Source organism: Nitrospirillum goiasense (genome assembly GCF_034427435.1).
Classification (GTDB): Bacteria; Pseudomonadota; Alphaproteobacteria; order Azospirillales; family Azospirillaceae; genus Nitrospirillum.
Map to the genome: position 1 here is coordinate 291768 of NZ_JAXQNP010000004.1, position 12039 is coordinate 303806.

Genomic DNA, 12039 nt, shown 5'->3' on the forward strand with positions numbered 1-12039 from the left:
CCGGGTTTTGCGGTGCCGCGTAAGCGTCAGCGGGTGGACGATCGATTCAGCGGTTGACGGCTTTCTTCATTCTTGAAGCACTGGCGATCCGTTTGAATGCGAGGTGGATCTGCTCTTCGCTGATGTTGTCCGGGTCGTAGGGGCCGCCGTACCAGTCGAGGGCCTCCTTCTTCTTTTTGCTGCCTCTGCCCTTGTCGGGCCCGGCGATGTCTTCGAGGAACTCGTAGTAGCCGGGCAAACCGCCGCAATCCTCGGGCGGGCAGCGCCGCTCTCCGCCGAGGAACTGAGGGTATGGCTGGTCCGGCTGGGCGGCCTCGACGCGCTCGATGATGATCCGGTGTTCCCAGTTGTCGCCCATATCGTAGACGTAGCCGATGGTCTCGACGCCGGCGTCGAGCAGCTTCTGCAGCTTGACCGTGCTGGCGCGCTTGATGGTGCGGCCCCAGTCCATGCCATCGGGGTCGGGCAGGCCGTAGGTTGTCCCTTCCACCTCGAACTCCCAGAGATGGTAGTCGAGCCAGCCCATGGCGGCCTGGATGATCTTGTGGAGCGCCGCGAGGCTGGTGGTGCCGCGCACGGCGACACGCCGCCAGACCAGGGGCTCGGTATGAAGCAGTTCGATGCGCAGGATGGCGAGGGTGTCGGCGGTCATGCCGCGAGTTTGTCAGCCTGGCGCGTCCAGTTCCAGGGGAGAAGCTCGGCCAGCCGGTTGATGGGGTGGCCCTTGGCCATGCGGTCCAGGACGTCGGCCAGATAGGCTTCGGGATCAAGCCCATTCAGCTTCGCCGTCTCCAGGACGGAGTAGAGGAGTGCGGCCCTGTCGCCGCCCGCCTCGGAGCCCAGGAACAGGAAGTTCTTCCGGGTGAGGGCGATGCCGCGCAGGGAGCGTTCGGCGGGGTTGTTGTCGATGGCGATGCGGCCGTCGGCGGCATAGAGGGTGAGCTGGTCCCAGCGGGACTGTCAGGAATTTCGTGCTCGGTGGGGTCATAATGAGGAAGAAGGAGACCCTCTATGGCCCGACGCAAAGAGCCAGTTATCCCCGACGCGATCCTGGACCAGTTGCTGGCCGGGGCGGATGCCAAGACGGCGTTTGAACAGAACGGCCTGCTTGAGCAGTTGAAGAAGGCTCTGACGGAACGCGCCTTGAAGGCGGAACTGGATCACCATCTTGCGGATGATGATGGCGGCAACCGGCGCAACGGCTATGGCCGCAAGACGGTGCTGACGGATGGTGGCCCGGTTGAGCTGGCCATACCCCGGGACCGGACGGCGACGTTCGATCCGCAACTGATTGGCAAGTACCAGCGGCGCTTTCCGGGCTTCGACGAGAAGATCATCTCGATGTACGCACGGGGCATGTCGACGCGTGAGATCGCGGGGCACCTGCGGGAACTCTACGGCATCGAGGTATCGGCCGACCTGATCTCGACAGTCACGGACGCGGTGATCGAGGAAGTGACGGCCTGGCAGAACCGACCGCTGGAGGCGATCTACCCGCTGGTGTTCCTGGATGCCATCCGGGTGAAGATCCGGGATGAGAGCCTGGTGCGTAACAAGGCCATCCACGTTGCCATCGGCGTGCGGGCCGACGGCACCAAGGAAGTGCTGGGCCTCTGGATCGAGCAGAACGAAGGCGCCAAGTTCTGGCTGCGGGTCCTGAACGAACTGAAGAACCGGGGCGTTGAAGACATTCTGCTGGCCGTGGTCGATGGCCTGAAAGGCTTCCCCGAAGCGATCGCTGCCGCCTATCCCGAGACCATCGTGCAGACCTGCATCGTCCACCTGCTGCGCCACAGCATGGAGTTCGCCTCCTGGAAAGATCGCAAGGCCATCGCCGGTGCCCTGAAGACAATTTACGACGCCGTGGACGACAAGGCGGCCGAGGCCGCGTTGACCGCCTTCGAGGTCGGCCCCTGGGGCGAAAAACACGCCGCAATCGGCAAGGCCTGGCGCCGAGCGTGGCAGGAGGTCATTCCCTTCTTCGCCTTCCCGCGCGAGGTCCGGCGGATCCTTTACACCACCAACGCCATCGAGGCGCTGAATTCCAAGCTGCGCCGGGCGGTCCGCGCCAGGGGGCACTTCCCTAATGACGAGGCGGCCCTGAAGCTGCTGTTCCTGGTCTTGAACCGGGCGGAGAAAGATTGGAAAATGCCACCGCGCGAATGGACAGCGGCCAAGGCCCAGATGGCCGTCATGTTCGGTGAGCGGTTCTCAAAGGCGATGAGCGCCTGATTGTGAAACCGACCCCACCGAGCACGAAATTCCTGACAGTCCCGTCCCAGCGGGTCAGTGCATACCCGATGGCCTTGCCGAGTGTGTTCTTCGCCGACAGGCGCTGCCGCTGCGCCTCGAGCCATGGCTTGAGGTCGTCCAGGATGGGAACGGCCAATTGCCGTCGGGCGTTCCGGCGCTGGTCGGCCGACAGGCCGGTGATCGCGGCCTCGACCTCATAGAGGCGCCCGATCCGGCGCAAGGCCTCCTCGGCGATCGGTGACTTGGTCTTCTCGTACTGGTCGTAGAGGTGCCGCCGCGCATGCGCCCAGCACGCCGCGTGGACGATGGTTGGTGGTGCGATGCTGGACGGTCGCGTCAGGGCCTTATAGCCGGTGTAGGCGTCGGCCTGGATCACCCCGCTGAACCCGGCGAGATGGTCGCGGGGCCGCTCGCCCTTGCGGTCCGGGCTGAAGCGATAGAACGCCGCTGGCGCACGCTCGCCGCACCAGGGCCGTTCATCGACCAGATAGGTCCAAAGGCGACCAAGCCTGGTCTGGCCGTTGCCGGGGGCCAGCACCTTGATCGGCGTGTCGTCGGTGTGGATGATCGGCGCCGCCATCACATGGGCGCCGATCAGACCGGCCAGGGGCGCCACCCACCAGGCGGCATGGCCGACCCAATCAGCCAAGGTCGCGCGCTCGATCGCGACGCCCTCGCGCGCCAGGATCGCCGATTGCCGGTAGAGCGGCAGCCCGTCCAGATACTTCGACACCACGACATTGGCCAACAGGCCGGGCCCGGGGCGCCCCTTCTCCACCGGCAGGTCCGGTGCCGCTGCCTGGATGATCGCCTCGCACGCCCGGCAGGAGAGCTTCGGCCGGATGTGGCGGATCACCTTGAGCCGGGCCGGGACCTTCTCCAGCACCTCGGTCACGTCCTCGCCCAGCTTGGAGAAATGCGTGCCGCCACAACCGGGGCAGACATCACCGGGCGAGTGGATGACCTCCTCGCGCACCAGATGCTCTGGCAAAGGCCGACGCACCGGATGGCGCTGGTCCCGTGGGCGCCGTTCCGGGGCCGCGCTCCCCGCATCCAGCGACGGCGCCGTCCGGGCCGCTTCGCCTTCCTCCAGGTCTTCCAGCATTAGTTCCAGTTGCGCGATCTGCCGGTCCAGCTTCTCCGACGAGCGGCCGAACTGCATCCGGCGCAACTTGGCGAGTTGGGCCTTGTACTGTTCGATCAGGATGCGCGCGCCGGTCAGTTCCGCCCGCGCCGCGGCCAGTTCAGCCTCGCGTTCGGCAAGCCGGGCACGAAGCTCGGCGATCTCTCCGGCGGCATCGATCATGGGACCGGATTATACCCGAAACCGCCACCATCGGCAGGGTGGTGGACAGCATCCGAGTCACTTTGCCGCGTGGGGGCCGCGCGGGCTTCAGCACGCCGCCTCCGGCCGCCAGGTCCGCACCGGCGTCCGCCAATCGATCCCCTCCAGCAGCATGGAAACCTGGGCGGCGGTGAGCGCGACAGAGCCCTCCTTGGCCTGCGGCCAGACAAACCGGCCGCGCTCCAGCCGCTTGGCGAACAGGCAGAGGCCCTGGCCGTCCCACCATAAAATCTTGATCAGGTCACCGCGACGGCCCCGGAAGGCGTAAAGTGCGCCGTCATGGGGATCAAGCTTCAGCATCGTCTGCACCTGGGCGGCCAGGCTGTCGAACCCACGGCGCATGTCCGTGGCGCCGCACGCCAGATAAAGGCGAACATTGCCGGGAATGCCGATCACGACAGCGCCGCCAAAACCCGGCGCAAGGCGCCCTCGCTGACATCACCGGTGATCCGCAACCTCACACCGGTCGGCAGTTCGACCTCGATCACGCCTACGGCCATGGGCGCGCCCTCCGGCACCTCGGGCACGAGGGCCGGTTCGGGCAAAGCCCCGCCGTCAATGACCGAGACCGGCACGAACCCCGTCAACTCGCCTGACCGGAATTGCTTGCGCCAAGTCGATAGTTGGCCAGTGCTGATACCGTGCATCCGGCACGTCAGGCTTGGCGACGACCCCGGCGCCACACTCTGCGCCAGAACCCGCAGCTTCTCCTCAATGCTCCAACGCCGCCGCCGCTCCGGCCCGCTCAGAACCTCGCCCTGCAACTCCGCAGCGCTCGTATGAGCACTTCGAAGCGCCTCCTTGCTAATCACCGATACCGCGTCCATGCCCCCACCGCTCAAGCTGAGCAGCCAGCATGCCCATCAATAACGCCATGAGAAGGCGACCCTGCGCTGACGCTTACGGTGCCGCTCACGGCGACGGCGCTGCTGGGCAGCTACGACAGCGCCGTGACCTATGGCCAGTCGCGCATCCTGGTGGTGTGGACGCGCCTGCTGCTGCCCAACGGCAAATCCCTGGTGCTGGACCGCTTGCCGGCCACCGACACGGAGGGCCACGCGGGTCTGGAGGAGGAGGTTGATTACCACACCAGCCGCCTGCTGCGCGGCATGGTGCTCTCGACCCTGCTGGGGGTATCCGGCGAACTGGTCCGCAATGGCGATACCCAGTCCACCGGCGGCGGTAATGTTGTGGTGGCCGGAATTGACTGTTTTTGACAGCTTGAAAGTGGCTCGCGTCGCCGATTCGCATCGGGTCGCGGCAGGCGTTGGTTTGGGGGCTCTCTATCGCCTACTATCGACCCATATGTCTTTCGGGTTGTTAGTGATGTCGTCAACGCCAATATATTAGCATTGATGCGGCATGGTGTCGCGTGTCTGAGTGCCGCGTCGGCGCCGGTATTAACGGTCCGTGAACCGCAATTAAATTAGCGCCGCTGCAAACTTTATTGTTTGCCCCTTTGCGTACACCTATTTAGGTAACAGATCGGACACAACCTGGCAGGGAAGTCTCGGTCTCGTGCAATCCACAAACCCTACTGATTCGGCGGAAGACGCCTCCCCCGCGTCTCAGGTCAACAGCGGGCTGGAGTGCCTGCGGGCCGTGCTGGGCTTTCACGGCCTGGCGGCGGACGTGGGGCAGTTGCGCCACGCCACGGGCACGGCCGCAGCCCTGACCCCGGCGGAGCTGGTGCGCCTGGCGCGGCGCCAGGGGTTGAACGCGCGCGAGGTGAGCAGCGGGTGGGAGCGGCTGCCCGCCCTGTCCCTTCCGGCCATCGCCGTGTTGGCGGACGGCGGCTACGCCGTGCTGGCGCGCATCGCCGACGACCGCGCCCTGCTGCTGGATCCCGCCACCGGCAACCCCGCCGTCTGGGGCAAGGCGGAGTTCGAGGCGCGGTGGAGCGGCCGGCTGATCCTGACCACCAAGCGCCTGTCCCTGAGCGACCTCGGCCGCCGCTTCGACATCGGCTGGTTCCTGGCGGCCATGGTCAAGTATCGCTGGATCCTGGGCGAGGTGCTGGTCGCCAGCCTGTTCCTGCAGTTGTTCGCGCTGGTGACGCCGCTGTTCTTCCAGGTGGTGGTGGACAAGGTGCTGGTGCACCGGGGCCTCAGCACCCTGGACGTGCTGGTCTTCGGCCTGGTGGCGGTCTCGATCTTCGAGACGGTGCTGTCGGGCCTGCGCACCCATGTCTTCAGCCACACCACCAACCGCATCGACGTGGAACTGGGCGCCCGCCTGTTCCGCCACCTGCTGGGCCTGCCGCTGGCCTATTTCGCCAGCCGGCGGGTGGGTGACAGCGTGGCCCGGGTGCGCGAGCTGGAGACCATTCGCAATTTCATCACGGGCTCGGCCCTGACCCTGGTGGTGGATCTGGTGTTCACCGTGGTCTTCATCGCGGTCATGCTGGCCTATTCCGGCTGGCTGACGGCGGTGGTGCTGCTGTCCCTGCCGCTGTACGCCGCCATCAGCATGGGCGCCGGCCCCGTCTTCCGCCGCCGGCTGGACGAGAAGTTCCGCCGGGGTGCCGAGAACCAGGCCTTCCTGGTGGAGGCGGTGGGCGGCATCGAGACCGTGAAGGCCATGGCGGTGGAGCCGCAGCTGCAACGCAAGTGGGAGGAGCAGCTGGCCGGCTACGTCCAGGCCTCCTTCCGGGTGGCCAGCCTGGGCAACGTCGCCAGCCAGGCCATCCAGCTGGTGTCCAAGCTGGTGTCGGCCGGCATCCTCTACTTCGGCGCCGGGGCGGTGATCGCCGGCAAGATGACGGTGGGGGAGTTGATCGCCTTCAACATGCTGGCGGGGCGGGTCAGCCAGCCGGTGCTGCGCTTGGCGCAGCTGGGCCAGGACTTCCACCAGGCCAAGCTGTCTGTGGACAGGCTGGGCGACATCCTGAACACGCCGACGGAGCCGCAGGCGCGGCCGGGGCAGACGGCGCTGCCCCACCTGAAGGGCGCGGTGGCGCTGGAGCATGTGCGCTTCCGCTACCGGCCCGACGCGGCGCCGGTGCTGGAGGATGTGTCGGTGACGGTGGCGGCGGGGCAGAGCATCGGCATCGTCGGCCCCTCCGGCTCGGGCAAGAGCACGCTGACCAAGCTGCTGCAGCGCCTGTACGTGCCCGAGGCGGGCCGCGTGCTGGTGGACGGGGTGGACATCGCCCAGGTGGACGCCGCCTGGCTGCGCCGGCAGATCGGCGTGGTGCTGCAGGAGAACGTGCTGCTGAACGGCACGGTGCGGGAGAACATCGCCCTGGCCGATCCGGCCATGCCGCTGGAGCGGGTGATGCACGCGGCCAATCTCGCCGGGGCGCATGAGTTCATCCTGGCGCTGCCCCAGGGCTATGACACCGTGGTGGGGGAGCGGGGGGCCAGCCTGTCGGGCGGTCAGCGCCAGCGCATCGCCATCGCCCGCGCCCTGGTGACCGACCCGCGCATCCTGATCTTCGACGAGGCGACCAGCGCCCTGGATTATGAAAGCGAGCGGGTGGTGCAGCAGAACCTGGGCGCCATCAGCCGCAACCGCACCGTCTTCATCGTCGCCCACCGCCTGTCGGCCGTGCGCCATTGCGACCGCATCCTGACGCTGGAAGGCGGCCGGGTGGTGGAGGACGGCAGCCATGAGGAGCTGGTGCGCGCCGGCGGCCGCTACGCCACGCTGTACCACCTGCAGCAGGGCGCCACGGCGGTGGTGCGGGCGGGAGGCATCAATGTCGGCTGAGCCCCTGAGTGCGAAACCAATGGGTGCCGATCCCAGCCTGAAACCGCTGGTGAAGCCCCCGGTTCTGCCCAAACGCCGCCGGGAGGAGCGGGAGTTCCTGCCCGCGGCGCTGGAGATCATGGACACGCCGGCCTCGCCCCTGGGGCGGGCCATCGGCGCCACCCTCATCGGTTTCTTCACCCTGGCGGTGCTGTGGGCCTGTGTCGGCCATATCGACATCATCGCCACCGCTCCCGGGCGCATCGTGCCCTCGGGCCGGGTGAAGGTGGTGCAGCCCATGGACAGCGGCATCGTCACGGCCATCCAGGTGCAGGATGGCGACCACGTGGCGGCCGGCCAGCCGCTGATCCTGCTGAACGCCACCACTACGGCGGCGGACCGCGACCGGGCGACGGCGGAGCTGATCCAGGCGCGGCTGGACGTGGCGCGGCTGACGGCGCTGCGCACCGGCCTGGACGGCTCGGCCGCCGCCCTGGCGCATGCGGAAAAGGCCTTCGCCGTGCCGGCGGGGGAGCCCGCCATCGCCCCCATCCTGGTGGAGCGCACGCGCGCCGCGCTGCGCGCCCAGGCCCAGGCCCAGGTGGCCAAGCTGGCGGCGCTGGACCAGCAGATCGCGCAGAAGGCGGCGGAGGCGGATGAGGTGACCGTCACCACCGCCAAGCTGACGGCCTCCACCGCCCTGCTGGCGCAGCAGGCGGACATCCGGCGCCAACTGGTGGAAAAGGAATACGGCAGCAAGCTGACCTACCTGGATGTGCAGCAGCGCCTGGTGGAACAGCAGCACGAACTGTCCGCCCAGACGCAGAAGGCGGCGGAGGTGGCGGCCGCCCGCCACGCGTTGGAGGGGCAGCGCGCCCAGGCGGTCAGCGACTTCGCCCACCAGGTGCTGGACGATTTGGCGACGGCGACGCAGAAGGCGGCGGAATATGCGCAGGACCTGATCAAGGCGGACCAGCACCTGGCGCAGCAGACGCTGACGGCGCCGCTGTCCGGCACGGTGCAGCAGCTGGCGGTGCACACGGTGGGCGGGGTGGTGACGCCGGCGCAAGGCCTGCTGGTCATCGTGCCCGACGACGTGCCCCTGGTGGTGGAGGCCAGCGTGGACAACCGCGACATCGGCTTCGTGCACCGGGGCCAAGAGGTCGAGATGAAGGTGGAGACCTTCACCTTCACCCGCTATGGCCTGGTGCACGGCCATGTGCTGGACGTCAGCCGCGACGCGGTGACGCCGGACCGTGACACCCCCACGGCCAGCAACAGCGCCCGCGCCCCCGGCGAGGACGCGACCAGCGCCGCCGACCGGCAGCGGGCCAGCACCACGCCCGTCTATGTGGCGCATATCGCCCTGGACCGCACCAGCCTGATGGTGGACGGGCGGGAGGAGCACCTGGCCACCGGCATGGCGGTGACGGCGGAGATCAAGACCGGCCGCCGCCGCGTGATCGATTATCTGCTCTCCCCCTTGGGCGAGTATGTGCACGATGGCTTGAGGGAGCGGTGAGCATGCCCGACCGCCCCATCCCCGCACGCGCGCCCACCCCGCCGGCCCCGGCACGGCCAGTCCGGGCACTGCCAGTCTCGGGACTGGCGGTCCTGTTGCTGGCCGGCGCCCTGTCGGCCTGCGGTGGGGTACCGGCTGATCCGCTGCTGGCGCTGTCCTGCCCGGCGCCCACCGGCCCTGTGACGCCATCGACGGCCTATGACCGGCTGGACGTGGCGGCGCTGGAGGGGCTGGCCAAGGACAACGGCGTCGGCCCGGGGGACGGCCCAGGCGGCCGCGTCGTGGCCCGCGTGCTGGGCGAACGCTACCGCGCCGGCCGGGGCGTGCCCGCCGACCCGGCCAAGGCCCTGGCCTGGACGCGGGCCGCCGCGGTGGTGGAGACGACGACGACGCAGTTCATCGTGGCGCCGGCGGTGGGCAAGCAGCCCAGCTACACCGTGCCGCTGAACCGCACCGTGCTGTCCGGCGGCGACCCGGTGGCCCTGCTGGAACTGGGCGCCCTGTATGCCCAGGGGCGGGGCGTGCCCCGGGATGCGGCGGTGGCCAAAGTGTTGATAGAGTGCGGGCGCAAAGGAACCCAACCATGGATGTGATGATGCCGACCGATACCGCCCCGGGGGGAGCCGCGACCGCCGCAACGGACACGCCTCCGCCGCCCGTGCCGCACACGGTCAGCCACCTGTTCGGGGAGATCGTGTGGCTGCTGACCCAGTCGCCGCTGCACCGCCACCTGAAGCTGGCGGACCTGGAATGGCTGGTCATGCCGCCCCTGCTGGCGGAACAGGTACGCATCTACCGCGACGGCGCCAAGCCCGTGGGCGTCGTCACCTGGGGCTACCTCTCGGAAGAGGCCGAAGCCCGCCTGACCGCCGGCGAACGCCCTCAGGTGGCCGATTGGAAGTCCGGTGACCGCTGCTGGATCATCGACCTGGTGGCGCCGACGGCCACCGCCGAGAACCTGCTCGCCCCCCGTATGCTGGACGATCTGCGCCAGACGGCGTTGAAGGGCAAGACCTTCAAGCTGCAGCAGACCGATCCCAAGACGGGAGAGCGGAAGGTGGTGCATTTAAGGTAAAAGTTCTTCTTTGTCTCTGGAATATATAGGTGAAATATGCGCGTATTATCGATTGTAACGCTATCTTTTATTTCATTTTATAGCTCTTCCGCAATTCCGCAAGAATATTTTTCTGATGTTAGAAGTATTCCGTCATATAGTTTTGGTGATTGGCTTAGGGCGTGTAGTAATGAATCATGTTTCAATGATTTAAATGGTGCGGTTGTGGCGATATATGACATAGAATTCAACGCGCCTGCGCTTAGTATTGGGGGGTCGAAGGGTATTTGTATTAAAAAAGACCAAAAAGTTGGGGATATTTCCAGGAAGATATTTGAATTTTCGAAAGAAAATGGAAAATATAATGCAATGTCATTTGGTTCTTCTATTAAGATGATGATGATGGAGATTTATGGCTGTGCAGTTACAATTGTTAAGTAGGGTTATGTAATAATAAATATAAAAGCTACAAAGAGGGAAATGGTAGAATGGCTGATCTAGATCCAATTTTCGCCGGAAAGATAAAGGTCAACCCGGGCGCTAATCAGGTGTATACTGACGGCATAATTCAGGCGCTGAATGGATTGGCGAGTGGATCTCAGCTTTTTAGGGAGGCCATAACGAGAATTGTTAATAATAGCTCATCCGATATATATATTGGGGACGTTAATCTGAATCCAAATTTTGACGGTAGTAGTTTTACTCTGGGCAAAACAAAAATGCCGTCAATGTTTGGCGACTATAATATACAACTCGATATTCAAACTCTTATGAATCTTCCGGCTGGCACGACGATGAACTTTGTGTCGTCTAGCGGTGATCAGTTGTTGAAGATTCCATATCATGGAAGTAGTGTTGAAGATATTGATACACAATTAACTATACAAAGCACTATAGCTCACGAAATAGCGCATTTATTATTTGGTCTTGTTCCAGACTCTCCGGATGGTTCTGGTCATATACCTGGAACTATGGATGCTGTTACATATTTCGAAAACTCGGTTATGTATCAGATGGGGCGCTCGTATTATGAGCCTGGTTACGCTTATAGACAGGTCGCCTATCATGCCGATCCGCAGACCAATATGATTCAGGATGAGAATACAATTTATTTGTTTCGAAGTGTATCCCCTTTAGCGGATGGGAACCCTTTTGCTATTGGCCCAGGAAATACTGTTTACATACCAAAAGACGCATTCCCTGGTATGGATGCAAGCAAAGCTATATCCCGAAAGGATACGGCAATTGAAGTAAATGACATGTCGGATGGCGGTACATATACGTCCGTCACCAATTATCAGCCGGACGGAATTTCTTTTACAAAGTCCGATTTCTCGGCGGACGGGTCCTTATCGGGAATGTCATTTGGCAACCAATACGGGCGCGTGGAAAATATTGATGCGGTTCCTCTAGGTGTTGTCAGTGAATTTATGACCAAGCTGGATCAGCAAGGAAAGGGGGATAATTTATCTAATATTGCGGCTTTTTCTGCTCTTGGTCAAGCTTTTGGTTCTTCTCTTGGTAATACTCTTGCTGGTGACAACCCGTTTGCCCAAATTGGAGCTAGTGCTGCCCTTGGAACGTTGACAGGAGATCTGGCAAGTGCCATTAGGGCTGCGACGGCGGCAGGCAATTCATTTAACATCGCTGAGGAATTGGGGAATTCTTTTAAAGGATTTGATGGGCAGCTATTCAGCAATTTGGAAGGCGCTGGTGCAGGTGCTTTAGGCGGATTCTTGAGCGGAGACCTGGTCAATGCTCTGGGTATTGATCCAAATTCGTTTGGTGGAAAGCTGGTGAACACCAGCAGCTCTTTTGTCATTAGCACTATCGCCGGCAATATTTTGAAAGGAAATGTCTCCGATTTCAGCGCGGGACTGCAATGGAATCCGATTTATGACGCTCAGGGACATGAGATATCTGGAGGATTCTCTGGGGCCATTGGTTCCTTCTTGGGGAGTGAGCTGGCGGGGCTGATATTGTCTCCAGACTCCAAGGAAGCAGCCATTGGCGCCCAGCTTGGAGCGACGCTCGGCACGATTGCCGCGACCACCGGCTTATTGGAAGGTACAGCGGTTGAGGTGGTTAGTAATGCCATAGCAGATGCTTTGGGTATTGGTATCCAGGCATTTGGGAACGTATTTATTCCGTTTGCCGGCGCTTTCATTGGCTTTA

At 63.7% G+C, this 12039-nt stretch carries 11 protein-coding genes and 1 pseudogene; 7 read left to right on the forward strand and 5 right to left on the reverse strand.

Annotation, left to right across the window (positions count from 1 at the left end; genetic code table 11):
- Positions 1-46 precede the first annotated feature (46 nt).
- A complete protein-coding gene (locus ULB03_RS23235; RefSeq protein ID WP_322485462.1) occupies positions 47-652 on the reverse strand; it encodes a plasmid pRiA4b ORF-3 family protein in 606 nt (201 codons plus the stop codon).
- Positions 649-957: pseudogene (locus ULB03_RS23240) on the reverse strand (transposase domain-containing protein); the annotation flags it as partial. The gene ULB03_RS23235 and the pseudogene ULB03_RS23240, both read right to left, overlap by 4 nt.
- A 54-nt stretch (positions 958-1011) precedes the next feature.
- On the opposite strand from ULB03_RS23240, the gene ULB03_RS23245 reads away from it, so the two are divergent.
- Positions 1012-2232, forward strand: a complete 1221-nt coding sequence (locus ULB03_RS23245) for an IS256 family transposase (RefSeq protein ID WP_322485463.1) — start codon at positions 1012-1014, stop codon at positions 2230-2232.
- Here ULB03_RS23245 and tnpC read toward each other — a convergent pair.
- The 3 genes from tnpC to tnpA form a co-directional block, all read right to left on the reverse strand.
- The gene (tnpC, locus tag ULB03_RS23250) at positions 2192-3559 is read right to left on the reverse strand and encodes an IS66 family transposase (protein ID WP_322485464.1); all 1368 of its coding nucleotides are present in this window, start codon (positions 3557-3559) and stop codon (positions 2192-2194) included. The genes ULB03_RS23245 and tnpC overlap by 41 nt on opposite strands.
- An 87-nt stretch (positions 3560-3646) precedes the next feature.
- Entirely contained in the window at positions 3647-3994 is a 348-nt protein-coding gene (tnpB, locus tag ULB03_RS23255) for an IS66 family insertion sequence element accessory protein TnpB (protein WP_322481360.1), read from the reverse strand.
- The gene (tnpA, locus tag ULB03_RS23260) at positions 3991-4425 is read right to left on the reverse strand and encodes an IS66-like element accessory protein TnpA (RefSeq protein ID WP_322481361.1); all 435 of its coding nucleotides are present in this window, start codon (positions 4423-4425) and stop codon (positions 3991-3993) included. The genes tnpB and tnpA overlap by 4 nt, the downstream gene beginning before the upstream one ends.
- 78 nt (positions 4426-4503) lie before the next feature.
- On the opposite strand from tnpA, the gene ULB03_RS23265 reads away from it, so the two are divergent.
- The 6 genes from ULB03_RS23265 to ULB03_RS23290 all read left to right on the forward strand — a co-directional run bounded on the left by ULB03_RS23265 (position 4504) and on the right by ULB03_RS23290 (position 10305).
- The gene (locus ULB03_RS23265) at positions 4504-4815 is read left to right on the forward strand and encodes a TrbI/VirB10 family protein (RefSeq protein WP_322485465.1); all 312 of its coding nucleotides are present in this window, start codon (positions 4504-4506) and stop codon (positions 4813-4815) included.
- Between the two features lie 301 nt (positions 4816-5116).
- Positions 5117-7309, forward strand: a complete 2193-nt coding sequence (locus ULB03_RS23270) for a type I secretion system permease/ATPase (RefSeq protein WP_322485466.1) — start codon at positions 5117-5119, stop codon at positions 7307-7309.
- On the forward strand, positions 7299-8810 hold the full coding sequence (locus ULB03_RS23275; RefSeq protein WP_322485467.1) for an HlyD family type I secretion periplasmic adaptor subunit: 1512 nt from the start codon (positions 7299-7301) through the stop codon (positions 8808-8810). Before ULB03_RS23270 ends, ULB03_RS23275 begins: the two co-directional genes overlap by 11 nt.
- A 2-nt stretch (positions 8811-8812) precedes the next feature.
- Positions 8813-9403, forward strand: coding sequence for an SEL1-like repeat protein (locus tag ULB03_RS23280; RefSeq protein WP_322485468.1), 591 nt, complete (start codon positions 8813-8815; stop codon positions 9401-9403).
- Positions 9394-9885, forward strand: a complete 492-nt coding sequence (locus ULB03_RS23285; RefSeq protein WP_322485469.1) for a toxin-activating lysine-acyltransferase — start codon at positions 9394-9396, stop codon at positions 9883-9885. Before ULB03_RS23280 ends, ULB03_RS23285 begins: the two co-directional genes overlap by 10 nt.
- 36 nt (positions 9886-9921) lie before the next feature.
- Positions 9922-10305, forward strand: coding sequence for a hypothetical protein (locus tag ULB03_RS23290; RefSeq protein WP_322485470.1), 384 nt, complete (start codon positions 9922-9924; stop codon positions 10303-10305).
- Positions 10306-12039 lie beyond the last annotated feature (1734 nt).